Origin of the sequence: Actinomadura soli, from assembly GCF_005889715.1 — a bacterium.
GTDB lineage: Bacteria > Actinomycetota > Actinomycetes > Streptosporangiales > Streptosporangiaceae > Spirillospora > Spirillospora soli.
In genome coordinates, this window is sequence record NZ_VCKW01000130.1 from 1 (window position 1) to 24383 (window position 24383).

Consider the following 24383-nt stretch of genomic DNA (forward strand, 5'->3'; position numbering starts at 1 on the left):
CGATCACGTGTCCCCGCCGCGCCCCCGCCGGAACCGCTCCCGGAGCGCGGGTTGACAGAGCCGCAGGTCAACCCCCAAAGTTGATATATGAACAGATCTTCAGACGATCAGCTCGTGCCCGCGGACGGCTGTTCGGTGCGGGTCGTGGACGCCCCCAGGGTCGCCTCGGTCCTGGAGCGGATGCCGGCCGAAGGCGACCTGGCCGACACCGCGGAGGTGTTCGGGCTGCTGGCCGATCCCCGGCGGCTGCGCATGCTGGTGGCGTTGCTGGACGGCGAGCTGTGCGTCTGCGATCTCGCCGCCGTCAGCGACATGAGCGAGTCGGCGGCGTCCCACGCGCTGCGGCTGCTGCGCGCGCACCGGGTGGTCAGCGCGCGCCGCTCGGGACGAATGGCCTACTACCGCCTGGCCGACGCGCATGTGCGGATGCTGCTCGACCTGGCGGTCGCGCACATCGAGCACACCGAGGCCGTCCATCCGGAACGGGAGTCCTGATGGGCGCTGGTCACGGGCATGGGCACGGCCCCGCTCAGGTCGCCGGGCACGCCACCCACCGGCATCGCTGGCGGCTGGGCGCGTCCTTCGGCCTGATCGGGTCGTTCTTCGTCGTGGAGCTGGTCTACGGGCTGGTCTCGGGGTCCCTGGCGCTGCTCTCGGACGCCGGGCACATGGCCGCGGACGTGCTGACGCTGGCCGCCGCACTGGTGGCGACCAAGATCGCCACCCGTCCGGACCGGACCGGGCGGCGCACCTACGGGTCGTACCGGGCCGAGGTGTTCGCCTCCGGGTTCGCGGTCCTCGTGATGCTGGGCACGGCCGCGTACATCACCATCGAGGCCGTGGGACGGATCGGCCGCGACGTAGAGGTGTCCACCGGCCCCATGGTGGTGGTCGGAGCACTCGGCCTGCTGGTGAACCTGGCCGCGCTGATGCTGCTGCGCGGCGGCGCGTCCGAGAGCCTGAACGTCAAGGGCGCCTACCTGGAGGTCGTCGCCGACACCGCCGGGTCGGTCGGGGTCATCGCCGCCGGGATCCTGGTCGCCGCCACCGGGCGGCCCCTGTTCGACACCCTCGTCGCGCTCGCGATCGGGATGTTCGTGGTGGTCCGCGCCGTGGCGCTGGGCCGGCAGGTCGTCGCGGTGCTCGGCCAGCACGCCCCCGAGGGGCTCGACACCCAGGCGGTCGCCGGTGACCTCGCCGCCGTCGGCGGGGTCCAGGACGTCCACGACCTGCACCTGTGGACGCTGACCTCCGGCATGCACGTGGCCACCGCCCACCTGGTCACCACCGACGCCGCCGACGCCCACGCCGTCCTGGACCGTGCCCGCGAGCTGCTCCGCGACCGCCACGCCATCGCCCACGCCACCCTTCAGGTCGAGCCGCCCGACCACGTCGGCTGCGACGAGCTCGGCTGGTGACCCGCCCCCTCTCCCGGCGGACGGCACGTGGAAGGCACCGGGGTGCAATTCGTCCGTCCAATTGGGGTGGGGTTTGCTCGGATCGCGGAACAGGGTCCTCGGGGCCGGTAGCGGCGTTGACCGGCAGGCGGGCCGGTCTGGCGGGCCGGTCCGGCAGGCGAGGAGGAGAAGGGTGAGCGAGATGGCCGACGCGGCGGTGGCCGACGAGGGCGGGCTCAAGATCATGCCCGGGGATCGGCGGTTCGCGGCGCTGTGCCGTGGATTCAACCCGAGATGGCGGGCCAACCCGGAGTACGTCCGGGTGGTGCGGACCAGCGAGGAGACCAGGGCGGCGCTCGAAAAGGCGGTGAACGAGCAGGTCACCGGCACGCGCGACCGGATCACCGTCCGTTCCGGTGGGCACTGCTACGAGGACTTCGTCTGCTCCGACGACGTGCGGGTCATCATCGACGTCTCGCTCATGGACCGCATCTACGAAGACCCTGACCGGGGCGAGGACGTGGTCTGCGTCGAGGCCGGGGCGACCAACGGCGACCTGCGCAAGGGGCTGTTCCTGCAGACGGGGCGGGTCCTGCCGGGCGGTTCGTGCCCGTCGGTGGGAGTCGGGGGGCACGTGCCGGTCGGCGGGTTCGGCCTGCTGTCTCGGCAGTTCGGTCTCACCGTGGACTACCTGTACGCGGTCGAGGTCGCCGTCGTCGACGAGGACCGCAGGGTGCGGCTGGTCGTCGCGACCGACGAACCGAGGGACCCGAACCGGGACCTGTGGTGGGCGCACACCGGCGGCGGTGGCGGCAACTTCGGGATCGTCACCCGATTCTGGTTCCGCGCGCTCCCGCAGGTGCCGGAGCGGGTGCTGCTCACCGCCAGCGGGTGGAAATGGTCGCAGATGAACCGGGCCCACTTCGGCCGCATCATCGACAACTTCGGCGAGTTCTTCGCCACGACGGACCCGGCCGCCCAGCAGCGCTACCGGCCGCTGTTCGCGATCCTGCTGCTCAGCCACCGCAGCCAGGACAAGATCGGCTTGATCGCGCAGATCGACGCGTCCGTCCCCGACGCCGAGGCCCGGCTCAAGGAGTTCCTGCGGGCGATGAGCCAGGAGGTCGGCCCCGTCCGGGAGTCGCTGAGCGAGGCGTACGGGGAGTATCCGGCGCTGGCGGGCCTGGAGAGCCCGGCCATGCTGCCGTGGAGCACCGTGGACAAGCTGCTCGGACCGGTGGACAACCTCCGCTGCGGCAAGCACAAGTCGGCGTACATGCGCGAGCCGCTCCCGCGGGAACAGATCGACGAACTCTGGGCGGCGCTGGCGCTGGAGGACCCCGACATCGTGCGGGACGCGGTCATCCAGATCGACTCCTACGGCGGCGAGATCAACGACAGGTCGCCGATGGACACCGCGGTGATCCAGCGCAGCTCGGTGCTGAAACTGCAGCACCAGATCTACTGGCCCGCGGGCCAGGACGGCGACGACCACCTGCGCTGGATCCGCGAGCTGTACCAGCGGATGTACCAGGGCACCGGCGGGGTACCGGTGCCCGACGGCCACCAGGGCCAGCACACCACCGACGGCTGCTACATCGGCTATCCCGACGTCGATCTGAGCGACCCGCGATGGAACACCTCGACCGTGCCCTGGTCGGAGCTGTACTACGGAAGGCACTACGGCAAGCTCCAGGACGTCAAGCTGCGCTGGGACCCGCTCGACATCTTCCGCCACCGCCAGTCGGTCCAGCTTCCGATCGAGCCGCTGCAGCCCGGGTGACGGCCACGGGCCACGGCCCGCCGCAGGAATTTCGGGCGATCGGGGCGAGGTGATGTCGAGGCGGCCGGGTCGGCTCCGACCTTCTCGTGACGGCACCGGACCGGTGCCGGAGGCCCGAAGGAGGACCCGATGTCCAAGGTTCGCGTTCACAACTTCACGATCTCGCTCGACGGCTTCGGCACCGGCGCCGGACAGTCCGAGAACGCCCCGTTCGGTCACGCCGGCGAGCGCCTGCACGAGTGGATGTTCGCCACCCGGTTCTGGTACGAGATGGGCGGCGCCGAGGGCGGCACCGTCGGCGCCGACCACGCGTTCGCCGCGATGCACGGTCACGGCTTCGGCGCCGAGATCATGGGCGCCGGCAAGTTCGGCCCCCCGGGATGGCAGGACGACCCCGGCTACAAGGGCGCGTGGGGGGCGAACCCGCCCTTCCACACGCCGGTCTACGTGCTGACCCACCGGCCGCGTCCATCGATCGAGATGGAGGGCGGCACCACGTTCCACTTCCTGGACGCCCCGCCCGCCGAGGCGCTCCAGGTGGCCCGCGAGGCGGCCGGCGGCCAGGACGTGCGCCTGGGCGGCGGGCCCTCGGTGGTACGCGACTTCCTCACCGAGGGCCTGGTCGATCACATGCACGTGGTCCAGGTGCCGATCCTGCTCGGCCGCGGTGTCCGGCTCTGGGACGGCCTGGAGTCGCTGGAAGAGGCGTACGACATCGAGGCGGTCTCCACGCCGAGCGGTGTCACCCACCTGACGTTCACCGCCAAGCGACGGTGACCGCGAAGGCGACCGGGCGACGTGGCGAACGGCGGCGCGGCGCTTCGTCTACCTGGTCCTATGATCAGCGACATGGCACTGCGACTCGTTCAGGTGAACTTCAAGGCCGGGGACGACTCGGCACTCGGCCGGTTCTGGGCGGACGCGCTGGGCTGGGGTGTCGCCAGCGAGGGACCCGGTGTGACCAACGCTGAACCCCCGGGGTTCGTCTGGCCGGACCCCAGGGCCTTCTACATCGATTTCGTCACCGTCCCGGACCCCGAAACGGTGAAGGACCGCGTGCACCTCGATCTGGCCACCACCTCTGAGGCCCACCAGGCGGAGCTGGTCGCGCGCCTGAAGGATCTCGGTGCGACGCCCGCGGACGTCGGCCAGGGCGACGTCCCCTGGACGGTCCTGGCCGACCCGGAGGGCAACGTGTTCTGCGTGCTGGAGCCCCGGGAGATCTACCGGGACACCGGGCCGATCGCCGCGGTGGTGGTCGACTGCGCCGATCCACAGGCCATGGTCCGGTTCTGGGGCGAGGCCGTGGACGTGACCGTGCACGAGGTGACCGACGACCATGTGCTGATGCGTTCCACCGAGGGGACCGGACCGTATCTGGAGCTCCACCGCATGCCCGGCACGAGGACGTGGTGGAACCGCGTCCATGTCGACCTGCTGCCGCAGCCCATCGACGGCAAGGAGGCGGAGGTGGACCGGCTGCGGGCTCTCGGCGCCACCGACCTCGACGTCGGCCAGGGCGATGTGCCGTGGACGGTCATGGCCGACCCGGAGGGCAACGAGTTCTGCGTCCTCGGCCGAGCCTGACCCGTCCAGAGGAGGCGCTTCCAGATGAGGCGCTTTCAGATGGGGCGCTTTCAGGTGGGGCGCTTCACCTCGCCGCTGCCGACGCCATGACGGTGTGGCGGGGGTGAACGGCATTGTCGCCGAATGGCGTGTAGGCGGCAACGGCGGTGGAGGAACAAGCGGTGCAGGGGGTCGGTGTGAAAGCCGAAAGGGGGCCGTCATGCTGCACGGCGTCGACGTCTCATCGCACAACCCCTCCTTCGAGTCCGAGGGACTGGACTTCGTCATCGTCAAGGCGACCGAGGGTCGCACCTATACCAACCCCGCCCGGGCCCGGCAGGCCGAGCAGGCCCGCCGGGACGGCTGCGTGGTGGGGTTCTACCACTTCCTGCTCGGCCGGCGGGGGCTGAGCCTGGCGCGGATCAAGGCGCAGGCCCGGCACTTCGTCGAGAACTGCGGCGCCGCGGACGGCGACTTCCTCGCCCTCGACTGGGAGACCGACCCGAAGGGGCGGCTCGCCACCAGCGCGCAGAAGGACAAGTTCCTGCGCGAGGTGAAGAAGCTGCGCCCCGGGCACCGGCTGATCCTGTACGTCAACCGCGACCTGTGGACCAGGAAGGGCACCGGCGGCCACAAGGCCGACGGGCTCTGGATCGCCGACTACCGCGAGGCCGGCGACCCGCTCATCAAGGACAAGTGGCTCTTCCACCAGTACACGTCCAAGCCGCTGGACAGGAACGTCGCCGACTTCAAGAGCAAGGGCGCGCTCAAGAAATGGGCGTCCAGCGCCTGACCGGCGCGCTTACGGGCGCATAGGGAGGGCGCCGGTCACCGATAGTGGCCAGTTGTGACGGATTCCCTTGAAGAAGGTGATCGCCGGGACCAGGGTGGTCCTCCGGCCCTCCCTTCCGTAGGTGATCTGATGTCGATCGTTCTGGTGCATGGAATCGGCAGGCAACTGGACGGCTCCGTCACTCTGCACGCGCGGCTGTTCCCCGCGCTGAGCCAGGGCCTGGCGTTCGCGGGACGGGACGTCGCTCCAGAGGACGTCACGGTCGCCGCTTACGGCAGGCTCTTTCGCCCGGAGGCGGAGGTTCTCGGACCCGAGACCTACTACGACGCCGACGACATCGACGAGGGCTACGAGCAGGACCTCCTCCGGGTCCTGTGGGAGCGCGCGGCGGAAGTGGACGACCGCGTCGTGCCGCCCGGCGAGGAGACACTCTTCCGGAGCCCGGCGTGGGTGCAGCGGGCGCTGTACGCGCTGAGCATGTCGCGGTTCTGGAGCGGGGTGGGTGAGCGGGCCTTCATCGGTGACCTGAAACAGGTCCGCCGGTACTTCACCGACGACGCCCTGCGCGCCGCGGCGCAAGCGGAAGTCGTCGCGGCCGTGACGCCCCGGACACGCGTCATCGTCGCGCATTCGCTCGGGTCCGTGGTCGCCTACGAGGCCCTGTGCGCGCACCCCGAATGGCCGGTCATGACGCTGGTCACCCTGGGGTCGCCCCTCGGGCTGCGGCACCTGGTGTTCGACCGGCTGCGGCCCGTCCCAGTGAAACAGGACGGCGTCGCGCAGGCGTGCTGGCCCCGCGGAGTGGGGAACTGGACGAACATCGCCGACGCGGGCGACCTGGTCGCGGTCGTGGAGGACATCCGCCCCTTCTTCGGCGACCGGATCAAGCAGATCCGCGTGCACAACGGGTCGCGCGCCCACGACATGCTTTCCTATCTGACCGATGCGGCCACCGGCAGGGCGATCGCGGAGGGCCTGAGTGGATGAGCGGAGCGGCCGGAGACACCTCATAGCCACGGGCGTCACCGCCGGGCTGGACGAGAGCGGCGACCGCATCGTGGAATCCGTCGCGGTCATGGCCGATCTGCTGGTCGGGGAATTCGGCTACGACCGGGTTCCGGGGCTCGGGATCGATCCGACCAAGGACGAGATGGAGAAGGGCGTCCGGGACTTCTGCGGGCGCTGCGCACCGGACGACCTGCTGGTGATCTACCACACCGGGCACGGCGACTTCGTGAGCGGGCGGCACCGGCTCTGGATGGGGGACGCCACCGGGGACAGGCTCATCGGCACGATCCCGACGGCCGACCTGGTCGAGGCGGCGCTGCTGGACACCGAGCTGAGAAGCCTGCTGCTGATCATCGACGTGTGCTTCGCCGGACGCGGGGGCGCCCAGTCCCTCGTGGCCGGAATGGAGGCCAGCAGCCGTTCCACCGACAAATCGCTGACGGTGCTGACGGCGGCCCACCCTCTTGAGCAGATACGCGCGGGCGACTTCGCGGCATTGTTCACGGAGGCCGTCCACCATCAGGCGACCGCCGGGCATGAGCCGCGTTACCTCACGCCGGAGGCGCTCGCCGAATACATGAAGTCCAGTCCGAACAGGAAAACGTGGCAGACCATCTCGTGCAGCACACTTTTCGGCTCCGCCCAGAACCAGCGCTTCTTCGTCAATCCGCGCTATGACCCCCGGCTGCACGGCTTCGACGTTCTGTCCCAGCTCATCATCGCGGAAAGGACGGCGCGCGAGGAGGACCTGCGCAGCCATTTTCTTCCCAGGGCGCGGGGCGTGGACGTCCCGACCGAGGTCGCCTGGCGGTTCGTCGGGCGGCACGCGGCGCTGGGCGAGCTGACCCGGTGGCTGTCGGACGCGGCCGCGGGGACGCTGCGGGTCGTGACCGGCGACCCCGGCTCGGGCAAGTCCGCGGTGCTCGCCCGGTTGGCCGTGCTCAGCGAACCGGAGTGGCGCTCCACGGTCCCGCTCGACGGGGTCCCGGACGAGACCGTCCCCGCCGCCGGGTCGATCGGCGTGGCCGTCCACGCCCGCGGCAAGACCGCCGGCCAGATCCTCGCCGCGCTGGCGGCCGCGGCCGAGGCGAACGCCTCGACGCCCGGCGAGCTGCTGCGGACCGTCCGGCAGGGCGGGGGCCTGGCCGCGATCATCGACGCGGTGGACGAGACGGTCGATCCCGAGCACGTCGTCTCCTGGCTGCTCCAGCCGCTGATCCGCGGCGCGGAGGCGGCGGGGCTCCGGCTCGTCCTCGGGACGCGCAAGCATCTCGTCCACCGGCTCGGGCCGCCGGAGCAGACGCTCGACCTGGACGCGCCCGAGTACGCCGACCGGCCGAGCCTGCGCCGGTACGCGAGCCGGTGCCTGCGGGAGAGCACCCCGGACTCCCCGTTCCGCGACCTTCCCGGCGAGGTGGTGGAGCCGGTCGCGGCGGCCGTCGCGGCGGCGGCGGGCCGCTCCTTCCTCGTCGCGCTCATCGTCTCCCGGACGCTCGCCGCGGGTGACCGGATCCCCGACGCGGCCGATCCCGCCTGGCGGGCGTCGCTGCCGGGGACGGCCGCGGACGCCATGCAGCAGGACCTGGAGACCCGGCTGGGCGCGGAGGCTGAGCGGGCGAGGGAACTGCTGCGTCCCCTCGCGTACGCGCACGGGGCGGGCCTGCCCTGGGCGGGGACATGGGCTCCTCTGGCCTCAGAGCTCAGCGGAAAGCTCCACACGGACGAGGACATCGTCTGGCTGATGAGGAACGCGGGCGCGTACGTCATCGAGGCGTTGGAGGAAGGCTCATCGGTTTACCGCCTCTACCACCTCTCGATGGCCGAATACCTGCGCACGGGCCAGTCGAACGGCGACGTCCATGCCGCTTTCGTCACCTACCTGGAGGGCCGGGTCCCCGACCTCGCGCCGGGACACCGCGACTGGACCCGCGCGCCCGCCTACACGAGGGCGCACCTCGCGACGCACGCGAGGGCGGCGGGGGCGTTCGGCCGGTTCGTCACCGACGGCCTCTACCTCGCGATGGCGGGCCCGGCCGCCGTGATCGCCGCGCTCCCGGCGCTCACCGGCGCGGCGGAGGCCGCGGCGGCCGCCGTCTACCAGCGGACGCTTCATCTCATGCGGGGCGCCACCGTCGCCGAACGGCTCTCCTACCTGGAGCTGTGGGGGCTTCGTCTCGGCGCCGACGCCCTGGTCGCGCACGTCCGCGGCTGCCCGGTCACCCGCCCCTGGAGCACGGACTGGGGGCAATGGCCCCTGGAGCATCCTCACCGGGTGCTGCCGGGCCACAAGGCCGCGATCTCCTCGGTCACGGTCCCGGCCTTGGAGCCGCCCACGGCGATCACCGTCGGAAGGGACGGCGCGCTCTGCGTCTGGGACCTGAAGACCGCCGAGCCGCTGGTCGTCCGGGACCTCGGCGGCGCTTCGCTGCTCTCGGTCCGCACCGTCGTCCCGCCGGACGGGCCCGGGCTCGTGGCCGTCCTCGGCGCCGACCTCAAGCTGCACCGCATGGACGTGGGCACGTGGACGCCGCGTGAGACCATCGCGGCCGCGCCGTGGCCGCGGCGTGCCGCGGCCCGGCTGTCCGACCCGTCTCCGGTGCTGATGTGCGGGCGCCTGGCGGACGGGCGCCTCGCCGCGTTCGTCGGCGGCAAGGGCTGTCCCGCGGCGGTCTGGGACCTGCGCTCGGGAGAACGGCTGAGCGTGCTCCGCGGCGCCGGCCCGTTCTGGACGCCCGTCGCCTTCGCGGAGACGCGCGACCGCCGCCCCGTCCTGCTGATGCGGCGGTCGACCGGCCCGCAGGCCGCCTTCCAGTACTGGGACGTGACCACCGGACGGTCGCTGATCCCCGTGGCGGGGCGCACCACCGGCAGCGCGACGTTCCATGCCGCCGACGCGGTGTACTTCCGGGACGCGGCGGAGAGACCGGTCGCGGTGATCGGCTTCGGCCGGCGGGTGCGATGCTGGGACCTGGTCCGCGGTGGCGAGATCTACAGCGCGGACGGGCTTCTCCCCGGAGCCGGGACGGCGGAGATCCAGGCGGTCACGAAACGCGTCCACGAAATCGTCGCCCGCCGTTATCCGGACGCGGAACCCGTGGTGGGAAAGCGTGAGCGTCCTGGGGAACTGGCCATCGACCGTGTGACCGACGGGACGGCCGGGCGATGCGGCATCAACGGCGTCTACACCGACGACGACGGCCAGGTCCTGCGCATCGATCTGACCGTGAACGGCTCGGAGCCGGAGATCACGCTTTCCGGGCACACGGCCCGGATCGCGGAGGTCGCCGCGGCCGCCGTCCACGACCGCACCGTGATGGTGACGGTGAGCGCTGACGGCTCGGCCCGCCTCTGGGACCTGGACGCCATCGCGCGCCTCGCGCCGGGTGAACGGCTCGGCCGGTCGTCGTCCCCCGTCTACCGGGTCGCCGTGGGCGGCCTCCCCGGCGGTGACCGTGTCCTGCTCACGCTGGGCGCCGCGGGCGTCATCCTCTGGGACGCCCGGCTCGGGACCGTCCGGGCCGAACTCGCGGGTCCCGGCGCGTCGGGGTCGTCCGCCGTCACGCTGGTGGACGACGGAACCGGCCGCCTCTCCGCCGCCGCCTTCGGGGCCCACGGCGTCGCGGGCGTCTGGGACGCCGAGACCGGTGAGCCGATGGGCGCCGCCGGCATCCATCCCCTCGGATGGACCATCGGGACGGCCGCCCTGAAGCGCGATGACGGAACGGTCGCACTGGTGACCACGGGCCACGGTGACTTCTCGCTCGCGTGGGAGCTGCCGGCCTGGTCGTTGCGCAAGGTGCTGCGCGGGCACGCGGGCTGGTCCGCCGACGTGGACTGCGGGCGGGATCACCGCGGACGGCCCATCGCCGTGACCGCCGGAACCGACGGCCGTGTCTGCGTGTGGAACCTCACCACCTTCCGGGGCCCCCGGCGGCTGCGCTCGTTCCGCCGATGGCGATCCCTCGCCGGCCGGACGTCCCTGCACGCCCTCGCCGTCCGCCTCCTGACCGGTGTCTTCCCCGCCCGGATGGCGGCCCTGCTGCTGGCGGACGGCGGCGTGCAGATCATCGACCTCGGCACCGGACGGTTCACGGGCGGGGTCCGCGCGGACGCCGCCCACCTGGCGACCGCGGCGCTCACCGATGGGCGGAGCGTCATCGTCACGGCGACGGACCGGGGCCTCGTCACGGCCTGGGAGGTGTCGGTGCGCTCGATCGGCCGGCGGCCCGCCGTGCGGCTCGAACCGGCGGCGCGGATCGACCTTGAGGTGCCCCTGAACAGCGTCGAACTGGAACCCGACGGCCTGCTGGTGGTCGGCACGGCGCACGGCATCTCCTGCCTGCGGCTCCCCCTGGAGCCCGATCCGGCGCCGCGCTAGCGCCAGCCGTACACCCACCGTGTCACCCGGATCGCGGCGAAGGACGCCACGACACCGATCACTCCCGCCCAGCAGGACACGCCGAGCAGCCGCGAGGTGACATCGGCGGCCAGGTCGCCGAGCCAGGGCGGCCCGCCCCGCCGCATGTCGTCCGGTCGCCCGAACAAGGCGACGCCCACGATCAGCACCAGGGTGAGGCGGAAAAAATCCCGGAGATTCCACTCGGGGCGGCCGAACGGGAGGGCGATGTAGAAGACCAGGATGAGCGAGCAGGCGGTGAAGCCGGACGCCACGAGATCCATGCTGTGCCGGTCGATCGTCTCCGACCCGTCCAGTCCGGCCCGGACGATGAGCAGCGACCAGAGCAGGCACGCCTCGACCAGCAGCACCAGCGGGGCGGCGTGCGCCGCCCACAGCGGGGTCCGCCACCGGAAGGGATCGCTGAAAAGCCGGCCGAGCCCCAGAGGTCCGGCGGACTCGCTCTCGTGAGATCTGAGGGACTGGCCCCTAAGGGAGTAGAACCGCCAGCGCATATCGGCGATCGTCTTCCGGGCCGCGTAGAGCACGAACAGCATCAGCCCTACGGATTTCAGCACATCGGGCCAGCTGTCCCAGCCGAAGACGGCGGACATCTCGTCTCGCGCGGATACCGGAAGAGTGAGCGGCTCCGGTGGGGCGGGCAGATCCGGCATGGCGAACCCCAGCCAGCCGAACCCGCCGATGCCGCAGGTGAGATACCAGGCGATGCCCCACGGAAGCAGAGCCAGCAGCAGGGCCGTCGCCACGACGATCGGAGTCAGCTCGATCAGCCGGTGAGACGCCGCCGCCGACACCTCCGCATCGATGCCCGGCGCGCCGTCCTCCACCCTTCTCATCGCGACGCCGGCCCAGAACGCCGTGCCGAGCACAAGCGTGAGCATCATGCCCATGAGCAGTCGGTCGGCCGGCACTCTCCACCACAGCGCCAGGCGTGTCCGGAGCGATGCCCTGACCGCGCGGCTGTCGAACGCAACGGAAGTGGAGTCCATGAGACTACGCTCGCGGTCGAGACGCATGAGTGACCTCCACCCAAATGCGGACCACAAGTGTAACGAGAATCAGGAACAGAGAACCTACCAGCAGGAAGCGAAGGGGCGCGCTATCGGGCAGTATCCCGGCCAGGACCGAAACCGCGGCGCCAAGCCCTGTGACAATCGTCAGGGAGACCGTGAAGATATAGATGCGAACGCGGTTCTTCGTCCAGAACCACACGCCATTGACCGGATCCTCTCGCCGGGACGGCCGAGGCCGGGTCCGCAGATTCTCCAAATACTGGGAATCCCAAAGCAGCGCGAGAAGCAGCACCGGAAAAACTTGAGCGATGGTGGTATAGAACTCCTGATGCCCCATGACCCCGCCTCCCACGCTATGACCGGCGGAGTTCGAGGTGGTAGAGCCCGTCACTGCTTGAGCAGGCGATCCGGGTGCCGTCCGGGCTCCACGCGCAGCCGCTCACAAGCGAGTCGCATCTCGTGCCGGCTATGGGACGACCGTCGGCGGCGCTGAAGACGCCGATCTCGCCGCCCTGCGAAACGGCCGCGAGCATCGTCCCATCCGGTGAGAAGGACAGTCCGGTAATGGAGCTGTCGAGGGTCACGAGTGCGCGTCCGTCGTCGGGATCCATGCCCGGCCAGGCCATGACAGTGCCGTCGGTGGCGCCTGAGACCAGGAGGGTTCCGTCCGGCGAGGCCGCAAGCGATCCGACCGCGCCCCGCCGTGGCCGCTCACCGGTCCAGTGTGTGAGTGAGGAGCGCTTGGACACCGTTCCGTCTGCGCCGTTGATGGTCCAGATGCCGACATCTTCGTGCCAACCCGCGACCGCGAGAGCTCCGCCGCCGAGTTCGGCCAGCGCTTGGACACCGAGGCTGATCTCGCCTTCCGTTTGGATGCCGCTGGAGAACCTCGCCCGCAACGTACCGTCCCTTCCCCAGACACGGACCGTTCCGTCGCCGGCCCCGGCGATGATTCGGTCTCCGTCGCCCGCTATCCGCACCGCGAAATAGCTCATGTCTTCGGGGCCGTCCGCGAGAGTCGCCAGCAGATAGCCGTTGGCCAGCCAGAGCCGAACCCTTCCATCAGCACAACCGGTGGCCAGCCATGTCCCGTCCGGCGCGATGGAGACGGAATTCAGCAGGCCGGTCACTTCGGGAACCACCGCCTTGACGGAGCCATCGGATCGGCAGACGAGAGGGCCGCCCGGCTCGCCCGCCACGGCCAGCCAGGTGCCATCGGGCGAGAATTCCGCATCTCGCGTGAACCGGGCCGGGCTCTCCGCGGCCTGGTGCTGCTCGGTCTGCCCGCGGTAATCCCAGATCCGGACGGTGGAATCTATGTCCGCTGCGAGGATGCGGTCGGCGTTGTCGATGAATTCGACATGTACGAGGGACGTACGCAGGTGGAGGGGCACGCGGAGAGGTACGTCAGCGGACGCGTCACGCGATGCACCGAGCGGGCGAACGTAGAGCTTTGTGCCTCCACCAACGGCAAGAAACTTACCGTCCTGAGCGTGGGCCACGCGGAATCCGAGAAGCCCGGCCTCGTCGGCGCCGTCCAGTACCTCGGCTACCTCGACACGCCCCGACTCGAAGTCGGCCACGACGAGTTCGCCGTCACCATCGATGACCGCCAGCCTTTTTCCGTCCGGAGCGAAGGACAGAGCGGGTCTGAGGCCGGCGACCCTGCGCCGGAACGTCTTTCGCAGCCGCCCTGTCCTCGCACACCACAACTGGATGCGGCCGCGGCCGTCCACGGTCGCGATGCTCTCACCCCGCGGCGAGTAACCGGCGGCCGTGATCCACGTGCTCTTCGCGTGCTCGAGGTTGAGCGGCCTGCGCCAGCACGCGAACGGCCAGAGCATTCCCGCGAGTGAATAGCACCCGAGCGGGCCGAAGATGAGCACGGCACTCAGCACTGATTCCAACCCGAGAAGGTAGTTCGCCAGCACGCTCGCGGCAAGAATGACGGACTGATTTCGGATGAAAGAACCGTCGCCCTTCGACCCGAAAAGCCTGTTGAGCAAGCGAAATGAAAGCGGAGCGTCGAAGGTGGTCTCCGTCAGATCGGCGTCGTAGAGCCGGATGCCCTTCTCGACGTGCATCAGGCGGAGTCCGGCCGGGTCATAAGCGATCTTCACCATCGCGCCGCGGGCTTCGGTCGTGACGGGTGGAGCCTCCGGCCGAGCGGGATCCCATACCTCGATCCGCTCGGAGTCGGCCGTGGTGACGCGCCCGTCGGCCGGGCTGACGTCCACGGACCACAACGGGCCGCTGTGGCCCTGACGCCTCGCCACGCACTGTCCGCGCCGCAGGTCCCAGACGGCCACGCTGCCGTCAGAGTGACCGGACACCAGACGTTCACCGTCGCCGAGCACCTTGACCGACTGGACTCCGTCACCTCCCAGCGACAAGGTACGGACCAGGCCCTGGTCGGCCGGAGCGGGCAGCGGCAGAGTGCTGTGCAGCCAGCCGGTGCCGAGCGCCTTCTCCGCCGCGTGCACCAGGTCGGCGCCGTCCGGCCGAGCGCTGAGCTGCAGCATGATCACACCGGCGTTGACCCGCCAATCCTTATCCGGTGACCGGATCAGATGGCGGTGGCGCAGAATCACGTCCCGGATCACGGCAAGGCCGGGGACGCCGTCCATCGCCACGTCATGGTCGACGTCGCCCACGTCGGCCAGACTCAACCGGCGGGCCCAGTACTGAACCGATCTCCCCAGCCGCGCGAGCGTTTCGTGATCGCCGCTCCTGTCGGCGCGGAGCAGCACTTCACGCAATGCGAACTCCACGGAGGCCGCGTCGTCCATTTGTGTTCCCATGCCTCGGCCTGGACCAGCGTGCATTGTTAACATGTTCCGGCACGTCGCGCTGCGCGTCAGCGACTTTCAGATTCGGGCGGAAATCGCGGGGGGCCGCTGTGCTGTTCGGGATCGAAGGCGCGGTGCTGGGCTGGCTCACCGCGCGCTACGGCGAACGCGTAACGGGTGCGGCTTCCAGGCGCGTCCTGGGCACCGGCCAGGAGCGCGCCTTTCGCAAAGTGGTCACCGAAGCGATCGACCAGGCGGTCGGCACCGTCGCCGGTGACCTCGACGACCGCGCCCGGAAAGATCTGATCAAGCGGCTACGGGAAGGCCGGCCGAACTCGGTGATCCGGCACGCTTCCCGGAACTGGCCGCCGTTGTCGACGACCACCTCGCCGAGACGGGCGCCCTTCCGGTCGACCGGACGGCGTTGGCCGAGGCACTGGCCTACTGGATCACCGACGGCGTCGCACGGGACGCCACCACCGGCGGACCACTCGCGGCGCTCGCGACGCACGCGAGGTTCGGGCGCCTGTTCGACATCAGCGAGAGGTCTCTCCAGATCCTGTCCCGCTGGGAGCCGCTGCCGGCGAAGCTCGATGAGACTCTCGCCCTGGTGCAGGCGCTGAACGAACGCTTCGCCGCCCCCGACCGGGCACCGGCGCATTCCAGCGCGGCCCTCGTCGCCGAACGCGCCCGCTCATTCGTCGGGCGTGGATGGGTCATCGCCCGGCTCGATGAGATCCTGTCCGCTCCCGGGTTCACCTCGGGTTACGTCCTCATCACCGGCGAGCCCGGAATCGGCAAGACCTCCCTGCTGTCCTATCTCGTCAGCACCCGCGGCCTGATCCACCATTTCAACAGCCGCGCCGAAGGCCCCACCTCGGCGACCGCGTTCTTCCGCATGGTCTCGGCCCAGCTCGCCGCGCGGTACGGAGTTCAGGAAGCGACCTTCTCCGACACGTCGATGAGCGGCGCCCAGTTCTCCGACCTGCTCTACAGGGCGGCGATGTCGGCATCCGCCGAACGGCCGCTCGTGCTGGCGATCGACGCCCTCGACGAGGCCGAAGTCCCTTCTCCGGGGGCCAACCGGCTGTTCCTTCCTCGCGTGCTGCCACCGCATACCTATGTCGTGGCCACGTCCCGGGAGCTGGACGACCAGCATCTTCGCGTCGACCGGCGGGAGGTCGTCCATATACCGGACGACGCCCCGGCCAACCTCGCCGACATCACCGAGTACATCCGCAGTTCGAGCAGTGGCCCGAACGCCGCCGCCTTCGCCGCTCGCAGGAACGCCTGGTCGATGACGGAAACCGAGTTCGAGTCCTTCCTCGCGTCCAGGAGTGAAGGCAATTTCCTCTACATCTCCTACATGCTCGCTGACATCGCCTACGACCGGCTGCCGGAAGCTGCGCTGTCCGATCCGTCGCTGCTTCCGGTCGGCCTAAAGGAGTACTACAAGAACCATTGGGACGTCATGAGACAGCGATGGCCCCAGACCATGGCGGGCAAGTACGAGGCCGCGCTCCGCTGCCTCGCCGTGATGCGGGAACCGGTCCCCATCCAGACCTGGACGGATTTCGCACCGGAAGAAGTCGACGAAACCGTGGCCCGCCACGTCATCCGCGAATGGCGCCAGTTCCTCAACACCCGATGGAGCGACCACTACAACACCTTCCTGTACGTGGTCTATCACTCCACGTTCGTCGACTTCCTCCGCGACGAAGGCCCGGGGCTTGAGCCCTATGAGCAGCACGTCTACGAGAGTCAGCGAGACCTCGTCCTCGGCGTCCTCACCATGGTCGACCGGCACAGGCCGGCGTCCGGTTGACGCGGCGGGCCGCGTCTCAGCCCTGCCGGTCGGCGGCGGCGTCGAGGATGGACGCGGTCACCGCCTCCGGCTGGGACGCGGCGATCGCGTGGGACGCGCCGGCGATCTCACGCGTCCCCCGCGAGGAGGCCCGTCCGGCCGTGAACCGGATCAGCTCGGCCGGGATGTTGAGGTCACGGTCGCCGAGGACGAACCAGGACGGCGTGGTGCGCCAGGCCGGCTCGCTCACCTCCAGCCCGTCGGTCAGCGCCTGCTCGGTCACCGGACGCTGGGTCGCCGCCATCAGCGCGGCCTCCTCGGCGTCCAGGTCGGCGCAGAACTGGGCGTGGAACTTCTCGTCGGCGATCCGGAACTCGTTGCCACCGGAGGCGAGCGGATAGGCGGCCAGCGCGCCGCCCAGGGTGCTGCCCTCGAACTTTCCGGACAGCTGCAGTGCGCTCTCGCCGGTGTCCGGGGTGAAGCCGGCGACGTACACCAGGGACTGGACGGCGGGCAGCCCGGCCGCCGCCTGGGTGATCACCATGCCCCCGTAGGAGTGGCCGACGAGGACGACCGGCCGGCCGATCCCGTTGATCACGTCGCGCACGTAGGCGGCGTCGCCCGCCACGCTCCGCAGCGGGTTGGCCACGGCGACGGCCTGGAGCCCATGGCCGTGCAAGCGCCGGATGACGCGGTTCCAGCTCGCCGATTCGGCGAACGCTCCGTGGACCAGGACGACGATGGGCTGCTCATTGGTGGTCATCGGATCTCCCCCGTTGGTGTGAAGGGCGAACGTGAGGGCGGCCACGGCTACTGGCGCCTGCTCCTCGCGATCCCCCGTCGCTTTCTCGATCCCTACCCACTACGGTCGCCGGATCGCGGGCCGGGGGTCAGGCCGTGCGGAGGGCCTCGGTCGGGGAGAGGCGGGCGGCGCGCAGGGCGGGGATCAGGCCGGCGACCGCGCCGATGACGATGGCCGAGCCGATGCCGCCCGCCCACGCTTCGGCGGGGATGACGACCGTCCAGCCCTTGACCCCGGCGTACACCGCGGTCGCCAGGGCCCCGGCGGCCACGCCGACCAGACCGCCGAGCACCGCCAGCATGATCGCCTCCGACAGGAACTGCGTGCGGATCTGTCCCCGGGTGGCCCCGAGCGCGCGGCGCAGGCCGATCTCCGAGCGGCGCTCCAGGACGGAGATGATCATGATGTTGGCCACGCCCACCGCGCCCACGATCAGCGCCACCACGCCGAGTCCGAGGAACAGGCTGTTGAACGCGCCCTTCGCCGCGGCGCGCGCGGTGAGCGCGTCGGACGGCTGGCTCACGTTGACCTCGTTCGGCGCCTCCGGGTTGGCGGTCTGCGCGAGGACCGACCGCACCTCGCCGACCGCGTCGGTGTCCGCCCGGACGTAGAGCGTGCTCGGCGGGCCGTCCGCCGGCTCGCCGCGGGCCATGCTGAGGTGGCCGAGGTAGCGCCGCGCCGCCGGGTACCCGACCAGGGCGCTGGTGTCGACGTCCGGTGCGAGCGTCGCCGGGGTGAGGATTCCGGCGACGTAGAACCACTGCCCGTCCAGCCACACGCGCTGCCCGGGATGGACGCGGCCGATCCCCAGCCGCTCCGCGGCGGCGGCGCCGAGGACGACGGCGGGCTGCGTCGCCGTCGCCTCGTTGAGCCAGCGGCCGTGGGCGACGGCGGCGCCGGCCACGCCCGGCAGGTTCAGGCTCGCCGCCTGGACCTTCAGCCCGTTGGTGTTGATCGCGGGGATCAGCGGGCTCCGGTACACCTTCGCTTCGCCGACCGTGCCGGTGTGCGCCACCTCCTCGACGGCCCCGAGCCGCGACACCCGGGCGGGCGCGGCGACCGGCATGACCGCCTCCTCCTGGGTGAAGCTCTGGCCGGTCTTGGCGGTCAGCAGGTTCGTGCCGAGCCGGTCGATCTCCGCCAGCAGACCGGCCTGGGACGACGCCGACAGCCCGAGCACCGCGACGATCGCCGTCGTGCCGATCGCGATGCCGAGCGCGGACAGCAGCGCCCGCAGCGGCCGGGCGCGCAGCCCGGTGCTCGCCACCCGGGCCTGGTCCCCGGCGCGCAGGCGCGCAGGCGCGAGATCGGATGAGATCCCCACGTCACTCCACCCCTCGTGGCCCGTTGTGGGCAGCGGCGACGGCGGCGGTACCGCTGTCGGAGATGATCCGGCCGTCCAGGACGTGCACCTGGCGGGGCAGCCGCGCGGCCAGGTCGCCGTCGTGCGTGATCATGACGATCGTCGCGCCCTCGGCGTTGAGCTCGCGCAGCAGGTCGAGGATCGAGGCCCCGGTGGCGCTGTCGAGGTTGCCGGTCGGCTCGTCGGCGAGCACGATCGCCGGCCTGCCCACCAGCGCGCGGGCGATGGCCACGCGCTGGCGCTCGCCCCCGGACATCTTCGTCGGACGGAAGTCGCGGCGGTGCGCGAGCCCGACCCGGTCGAGCGCGTCGGCGGCACGGCGCCGCCGCTCGCCCACCTCGACGCCCGCGTACAGCAGGCCGTTCGCGACGTTCTCCAGGGCGGTCGAGTGCTCGGCCAGGAAGAACTGCTGGAAGACGAACCCGATGCTGCGGGCGCGCAAGGCCGCGAGCCGCCCCTCGCCGAGCCCCGCCGCGTCGACCCCGTCGATCCGGACCAGCCCGTCCGTGGGCCGCTCCAGGGTCCCCATGACGTGCAGGAGCGTCGTCTTCCCCGATCCCGACGGCCCGACGATGGCGACCAGTTCGCCGTGGCGGACGGTGAAGCTCACGCCCCGGAGCGCGGGCACGGGCGGCTGCCCTCCGTAGATCTTGGTGACGCCCGCCAGTTCGAGCGCGGGAGCCCGGCCCCGGTGGTCGTGAGTCGTGCTCGTGAGGCTCATGAGGCCGGCACCACCACGTGATCTCCGGCGGCCAGGCTCCCGGACACCTGCACGAGCCCGGTGTCGTTGTCGAACATGCCGAGCGTCACGGGAACCAGGCGGCGCCCCCGACCGCCCGCCGGGTCGGCCACCTCGACGACGTAGCCGCCGCCGGCCCTGCCCATCAGCGCCGTCACCGGGACGATCAGCGCCTTCTCGACCCCGTCGGTCGTGATCTGCACCCGGACCGGGGCCTCGTCCAGCTTCCCCGCGTCCTTGGGACGCGTGAGCGTGATGTACACCGGGATCGTGGCGCCGGACGAGTCCTTCTCGTCGGCACCGGTCTTCGCGACCGTCCCGATGCGGGTCACCCTGCCCGGGGTCGTCCTGTTGTCCGGAAGCGTGATCCGGGCCCGGTCGCCGACCTTGACCTGGGACTGCTGACCGGGGTCGAGCTCCACCGTCACCTGGCGCCTGGCCGTGGTGGCCTGGGCCGCCTGGGCTCCCGGCGCCGCCCGCGTCCCGGCCTTGGCCGTCGCCTTCGTCACCCGGAGCGGACCGGGCAGGAACACGGCGTCCCCGAGGTCCAGCCTCCCGGTCTCCTCGACGCCCAGCTTGTCCTGCAGCCCGGCGACCGCCTCCGCCGTCTCCGAGCCGTAGCGGTCCGAACCGGGATCGAGTTCGGACTTCTCGGCGTACCCGAGCTTCACGAGGTTCGCGTTGAGGTCGCGCACCTCGCGGCCCTCGTCGCCCACCGACAGCGCGCGGAAGGCCGGTGTGCCGCCGCAGATCAGCACGACCGGTCTCTCGTCCACCCGGTACAGGGTCTTGCCGCAGCCGATCTCCTTGCCCTCGCCGGGCACCCAGGTGTAGATCCCCTTGGCCTGGTTGACCACGGCGTATGGGGTCCCGTCACCGTGGGCGGCGTACGAGAGCGTCCCGCTCTGCGTTATCTGCGTGGAGAGCGGCCCTTCCCGCACCCCGACCAGCGATGTGCCATCGGACGAGGCCGCGGGCTGGGCGTCCTTGTCATCGAAAGGACCTATGACCGCGGTGGCGACACCCGCGGCGACCAGCAGCACCAGGACCCCCGTCCCGGCGAACGCCTTCCGGCCTCGGCGCCGGCGCGGCTTCCGGCCCCCCGGGACCGCGATGCCAGGGGCGGTGTCCTCGGGGCGGGACGTACCGGAAGGCGCCGCGTTGACGTCGGCGCTCATCCCCCGGCACCCGCCGGGCGCAACGACTGGCATTTCTGATCCGCGGCCTTGTACTGCGGCGAGTCGGGGTCGACGCCACCGGTGTCCAGTTTCCCGTCCTGGGGGTCAGGGAAATCGGGCAGCCCGTTCTTGCGCATGCACTGCGCGTACTTCAGCATTTTGGCCTGCAGGGCCGGGTCGTCCGGGGCGCGCCATTCCGGCGGACGCACCGGCTCGCATTTCCGCTCCGCGGCCTTGAACCCCGGCGAGTCGGGGTTGATCTTCCCCATCGGCATACGGAACTTGTCCCCGTCAATGGGGTCGGGCCAGTCCGGAACTCCGTTCGCGCGCATGCATTGTGCGTACTTCACATACCGGTTGTCGCTCTTCCCAGTGGTGCCACCGCCCGCCGCCGCACCCGAACCGCCCGAACCGCCCGAACCGCCGGCGGAGCCGCCCGAATCACCGCAGGCCGCGAGCACCGGCAGGAAGATCGCGAGCGCCACGAGCGGCAGCGTCAGGGTCCGTCTCGGCCTGGCCTTGGACATGCATGGTCTCCTTCGCCTCGGTGGATGGGCGTTGGAGGTCGTTTCTAGGCAACGGGCGGTCACGCCACGGTCCGAGTTCCTGTGACCCGGCTGTGACCGCGGCGATGGATAACCTGATCCGACGATGAGAGTGCTGGTGGCAGAGGATCATGCCGAGCTCGCGGCGTCCGTGGCACGCGTCCTGCGCCGCGAGGGGATGGCCGTCGACGTGGTGCACGACGGCGAGGCGGCCGTCGAGCGGACCACCCTGCTGGACTACGACGTCGTCGTCCTCGACCGGGACCTTCCCACCGTCCACGGCGACGAAGTGTGCCGGTCGCTGGTGAGCCGGACGCGCCGTACCCGCGTCCTGATGCTGACCGCGTCCAGCACCATCGCCGACCGGGTCTCGGGCCTGAGCCTGGGCGCCGACGACTACCTGCCCAAGCCGTTCGCGTACGCCGAGCTCGTGGCCCGGGTCCGGGCGCTCGGCCGCCGGGCGCAGCCCGCGCTGCCGCCGGTCTTCGCCCACGGTGACCTGCGGCTGGACCCGGCCCAGCGGATCGCGACCCGCGCGGGAATGCGCCTGGCACTGAGCCCGAAGGAGTTCGCGGTTCTGGAATACCTTCTCGGCGCGGGCGGCCGGGTCGTGTCCGCCGAGGAACTGCTGGAACGGGTGTGGGACGAAATGGCCGACCCGTTCACGACCACCGTCAAGGCCACGATGAACCGGCTGCGATCGAAGCTCGGACCGCCACCGGTGATCGAGACCGTCCAGCAGGGCGGCTACCGAATTGGTGATGCCCATGAGCCTTAATGACCAGTTCCGCCCGCACGCGTCCTCCCACCAGTCGCTCCGGACCGTGCGGATGCGTCTCACGGCCCTTTACAGCGCACTGTTCACGATCTCCGGCGCGGTCCTTCTCACGATCACTTACTGGCTCATGCGCCGCTCCAAGTGGGTGATCATCACCTACGACGACAGAGGCCCGGAAATCCGCCGGCATCTGGAGCGGCTCCGGGAAGCACAGCTGCGCGACCTTCTGATCCAGTTCGGGATCGCTTTCGCGGCCATGGTAGTGATCTCGATCGTGCTGGGCTGGCTGGTCGCCGGACGCGTCCTGCGGCCGCTGCGCACGATGACCGCCACGATCCGGCAGATCTCCGCCCGCAACCTGCACGAACGGCTCGCCGTCACCGGCCCCCGCGACGAGCTGAAGGACCTCGCCGACACCGTCGACGGCCTGCTCGGCCGGCTGGAGACCGCCCTCGACTCGCACAAGCGCTTCGTCGCCAACGCCGCCCACGAACTGCGCACGCCGCTCACCCTGGAACGCGCGCTCCTCGAAGAGACGCTCACCGACCGCGAGGCCACGCTGGAGTCCTACCGGGCGACCTCGGAGCGCCTGCTCGCGATCAGCAAGGAGCAGGGCCAGCTGCTGGAGGCCTTGCTCACACTGGCGGGCAGCGAACGCGGCCTCGATCACCGGGAGCCCTTCGACCTGTCCGATCTCGCCCGCGAGGCCCTCGACTCGGCCCGCATGGAGGCAGGCGCGCGCGACCTGCGCGTCCACACCCACTTCGCGCCCGCCCCGTCGGCGGGCGACCCGGCGCTGGCCGGACGCCTGGTCGCCAATCTCATCGACAACGCCGTGCACCACAACGTGCCCGAGGGCCACGTGGAGATCACGACCGGAAGCAGGGCCGGGCGAGCGCTCGTCGCGGTGGCCAACACCGGACCGGTCATCTCCCCGCAGCAGGTCGGCGGGCTCTTCGAACCCTTCCAGCGGCTCGACGGACGGACCGCGCGCGGCGACGGCCACCACGGCCTCGGCCTCTCGATCGTCCGCGCCATCGCCACCGCCCACGGCGCTGACCTCACCGCCCGCACCCGCCCGGGCGGCGGCCTCTCCATCGAGATCGGCTTCCCCGCCGCCGCCGTCCCCGGCCATCAGCCTCCGCACATCCCCGAAAACCCGCGCCCACGCACCCCACTACCGGCGACCCGTCCGGACGGCAATCGCCCGACTGACTAACGCCGGTACGCGCTGACGCCGACGGGTACCCGGCCGTCCACCGCCCGGATGACCGGCTCGGCACCCTCGGGCCCGGAACCGCCGTACAGCTCGATCAGCTGCAGGTCGCCGGCCATCGTTCCGGCCACCTCGCCCGCCGCGGCCTCGTCGGGCACCGCCACGAGGGTGGTCCTGCCGCCGTCAGCCCTCTCGTGCGTCACCACGTCGGCCGATGGGTCGGCGCCTTCGTGCACGATGAGGAACGCCTCCGACAGCACGTCCCCGGCCTCGAAACGCGCCTTGTACGAGGCGACCCCGGTAAGCGACTCGAACCCGTAGTAGATGGCCCCCACGGGCACCTTTCCACCGGCCGCCCGGCCGGCTGCGGCGTGCCACACCGCACCGAACGCGCCGCACAGCTCGATCTGGGTCACCCCTTCGCCGACCAGCCGGGATATCAGTTCGACCATCTGCTCCTGCTTGCCGACGGCCCGCACCCGTGTGCGTCCACTGCCGTTATGGATCGTCATGACGTCGGTCTCGGGGTCGCCGCCGGTCTCCTCGTAAATGATCACTCGGTCTTCGCTCATGACCAGCACGCTGCCACCTCAACCGAACTCGAGGTCAACAAGCGCGTTCTCATCAGCCGCCTTGGACGATCCGCCCCGCCGGGGTCCCGAAGTACCAGTAACGCCCCGGGGCAGCAGGGGGAAGCGTGCCGGCGACCAGCAGGCCGCCACCTCCTCTCGGCGGACGCCGCCGCGGGCACGGCCAGGGCGGCGCCCACGATGGCATGGTTCAGCAGGTCCTGCTCCACCTCCGCCCACCACGCGGGCCGCGAGTCCGCCGTCGCCTCCGCGCCGACCCGCACCGCCTCGACGAACAGAACCCCGAGCGCGACGTCGTAGGCCCAGAAGCCATCGCCGGACCTGACGGCCAGTGGATCGCTCCCCCGGTTTCGGACGAGGAATGCCTCGTCACCGCCGACATCGACCCCGCCGCCGTCCGCGCCGAACGCCACAACTTCGACCCCACCGGCCATTACGCCCGGGCCGACGTCCTGCACCTTCAGGTCGATCGCCGCCGCCCCGGTGCCGCGGAATTCCTCGATTGAGTACGGGGGGCGATCAGCATGCTCCACGCCTCGGTGGCCGCGCCGCAGGAGAGGTGGGGCCCGTCGGCCGTGGTCAGCAAGATGGGACCGGGGTCG

Annotated in this window: 21 protein-coding genes; 12 read left to right on the forward strand and 9 right to left on the reverse strand. The window is 70.9% G+C overall.

Annotation, left to right across the window (positions count from 1 at the left end):
• Nucleotides 1–87: 87 nt before the first annotated feature.
• The 8 genes from ETD83_RS23780 to ETD83_RS23815 all read left to right on the forward strand — a co-directional run bounded on the left by ETD83_RS23780 (nucleotide 88) and on the right by ETD83_RS23815 (nucleotide 10925).
• Complete coding sequence (locus tag ETD83_RS23780; RefSeq protein WP_138647367.1) at nucleotides 88–495, forward strand: ArsR/SmtB family transcription factor; 408 nt, start codon at nucleotides 88–90, stop codon at nucleotides 493–495.
• Complete coding sequence (locus ETD83_RS23785) at nucleotides 495–1418, forward strand: cation diffusion facilitator family transporter (RefSeq protein WP_138647368.1); 924 nt, start codon at nucleotides 495–497, stop codon at nucleotides 1416–1418. The genes ETD83_RS23780 and ETD83_RS23785 overlap by 1 nt, the downstream gene beginning before the upstream one ends.
• Nucleotides 1419–1599: 181 nt before the next feature.
• On the forward strand, nucleotides 1600–3180 hold the full coding sequence (locus ETD83_RS23790) for an FAD-dependent oxidoreductase (RefSeq protein ID WP_138647384.1): 1581 nt from the start codon (nucleotides 1600–1602) through the stop codon (nucleotides 3178–3180).
• A gap of 129 nt (nucleotides 3181–3309) precedes the next feature.
• Nucleotides 3310–3957: a dihydrofolate reductase family protein gene (locus ETD83_RS23795; RefSeq protein ID WP_138647369.1), complete on the forward strand. Its 648-nt coding sequence runs from the start codon at nucleotides 3310–3312 to the stop codon at nucleotides 3955–3957.
• A gap of 72 nt (nucleotides 3958–4029) precedes the next feature.
• Complete coding sequence (locus tag ETD83_RS23800) at nucleotides 4030–4767, forward strand: VOC family protein (RefSeq protein ID WP_138647370.1); 738 nt, start codon at nucleotides 4030–4032, stop codon at nucleotides 4765–4767.
• Between the two features lie 199 nt (nucleotides 4768–4966).
• Nucleotides 4967–5539, forward strand: coding sequence for a glycoside hydrolase family 25 protein (locus tag ETD83_RS23805; protein ID WP_138647371.1), 573 nt, complete (start codon nucleotides 4967–4969; stop codon nucleotides 5537–5539).
• 129 nt (nucleotides 5540–5668) lie between these two features.
• Complete coding sequence (locus ETD83_RS23810) at nucleotides 5669–6526, forward strand: GPI inositol-deacylase (RefSeq protein WP_230421128.1); 858 nt, start codon at nucleotides 5669–5671, stop codon at nucleotides 6524–6526.
• Nucleotides 6519–10925 (forward strand): WD40 repeat domain-containing protein, encoded by a 4407-nt coding sequence (locus ETD83_RS23815; protein WP_138647372.1) that lies wholly within the window; start codon nucleotides 6519–6521, stop codon nucleotides 10923–10925. The genes ETD83_RS23810 and ETD83_RS23815 overlap by 8 nt, the downstream gene beginning before the upstream one ends.
• On the opposite strand, the gene ETD83_RS23820 is transcribed toward ETD83_RS23815, so the two are convergent.
• From ETD83_RS23820 to ETD83_RS23830, 3 genes are read right to left on the reverse strand one after another with little or no spacing between them, the layout of a single operon-like run.
• A complete protein-coding gene (locus ETD83_RS23820) occupies nucleotides 10922–11953 on the reverse strand; it encodes a hypothetical protein (protein ID WP_138647373.1) in 1032 nt (343 codons plus the stop codon). The two genes, ETD83_RS23815 and ETD83_RS23820, sit on opposite strands and share 4 nt — an antisense overlap.
• Before the next feature lie 4 nt (nucleotides 11954–11957).
• A complete protein-coding gene (locus tag ETD83_RS23825) occupies nucleotides 11958–12314 on the reverse strand; it encodes a hypothetical protein (protein WP_138647374.1) in 357 nt (118 codons plus the stop codon).
• A gap of 16 nt (nucleotides 12315–12330) precedes the next feature.
• A complete protein-coding gene (locus tag ETD83_RS23830) occupies nucleotides 12331–14766 on the reverse strand; it encodes a WD40 repeat domain-containing protein (RefSeq protein WP_171064396.1) in 2436 nt (811 codons plus the stop codon).
• Nucleotides 14767–15190: 424 nt separating this feature from the next.
• On the opposite strand from ETD83_RS23830, the gene ETD83_RS23835 reads away from it, so the two are divergent.
• On the forward strand, nucleotides 15191–16591 hold the full coding sequence (locus ETD83_RS23835; protein ID WP_138647376.1) for an ATP-binding protein: 1401 nt from the start codon (nucleotides 15191–15193) through the stop codon (nucleotides 16589–16591).
• A 16-nt stretch (nucleotides 16592–16607) separates the two neighbouring features.
• On the opposite strand, the gene ETD83_RS23840 is transcribed toward ETD83_RS23835, so the two are convergent.
• The 5 genes from ETD83_RS23840 to ETD83_RS23860 all read right to left on the reverse strand — a co-directional run bounded on the left by ETD83_RS23840 (nucleotide 16608) and on the right by ETD83_RS23860 (nucleotide 21179).
• On the reverse strand, nucleotides 16608–17333 hold the full coding sequence (locus ETD83_RS23840) for an alpha/beta fold hydrolase (RefSeq protein ID WP_138647377.1): 726 nt from the start codon (nucleotides 17331–17333) through the stop codon (nucleotides 16608–16610).
• A 127-nt stretch (nucleotides 17334–17460) separates the two neighbouring features.
• A complete protein-coding gene (locus ETD83_RS23845) occupies nucleotides 17461–18696 on the reverse strand; it encodes an ABC transporter permease (RefSeq protein ID WP_329602967.1) in 1236 nt (411 codons plus the stop codon).
• A gap of 1 nt (nucleotide 18697) precedes the next feature.
• Nucleotides 18698–19456 (reverse strand): ABC transporter ATP-binding protein, encoded by a 759-nt coding sequence (locus ETD83_RS23850; RefSeq protein ID WP_138647378.1) that lies wholly within the window; start codon nucleotides 19454–19456, stop codon nucleotides 18698–18700.
• Entirely contained in the window at nucleotides 19453–20652 is a 1200-nt protein-coding gene (locus ETD83_RS23855) for a peptidoglycan-binding protein (protein ID WP_171064397.1), read from the reverse strand. The genes ETD83_RS23850 and ETD83_RS23855 overlap by 4 nt, the downstream gene beginning before the upstream one ends.
• On the reverse strand, nucleotides 20649–21179 hold the full coding sequence (locus ETD83_RS23860; protein WP_138647380.1) for a hypothetical protein: 531 nt from the start codon (nucleotides 21177–21179) through the stop codon (nucleotides 20649–20651). The genes ETD83_RS23855 and ETD83_RS23860 overlap by 4 nt, the downstream gene beginning before the upstream one ends.
• Nucleotides 21180–21303: 124 nt before the next feature.
• Between ETD83_RS23860 and ETD83_RS23865 the strand changes: the two genes are divergently transcribed.
• Nucleotides 21304–21975 carry a response regulator transcription factor gene (locus ETD83_RS23865; protein WP_138647381.1) on the forward strand — a complete coding sequence of 224 codons (672 nt, stop codon included), beginning with the start codon at nucleotides 21304–21306 and terminating at the stop codon, nucleotides 21973–21975.
• A complete protein-coding gene (locus tag ETD83_RS23870) occupies nucleotides 21965–23194 on the forward strand; it encodes a sensor histidine kinase (RefSeq protein ID WP_171064398.1) in 1230 nt (409 codons plus the stop codon). The genes ETD83_RS23865 and ETD83_RS23870 overlap by 11 nt, the downstream gene beginning before the upstream one ends.
• Here ETD83_RS23870 and ETD83_RS23875 read toward each other — a convergent pair.
• On the reverse strand, nucleotides 23191–23763 hold the full coding sequence (locus tag ETD83_RS23875) for a DUF6506 family protein (RefSeq protein WP_138647383.1): 573 nt from the start codon (nucleotides 23761–23763) through the stop codon (nucleotides 23191–23193). The two genes, ETD83_RS23870 and ETD83_RS23875, sit on opposite strands and share 4 nt — an antisense overlap.
• Nucleotides 23764–23888: 125 nt before the next feature.
• Here ETD83_RS23875 and ETD83_RS43840 point away from each other — a divergent pair, with 125 nt between their 5' ends.
• Nucleotides 23889–24287, forward strand: a complete 399-nt coding sequence (locus ETD83_RS43840) for a hypothetical protein (RefSeq protein WP_205717844.1) — start codon at nucleotides 23889–23891, stop codon at nucleotides 24285–24287.
• Nucleotides 24288–24383: the final 96 nt, after the last annotated feature.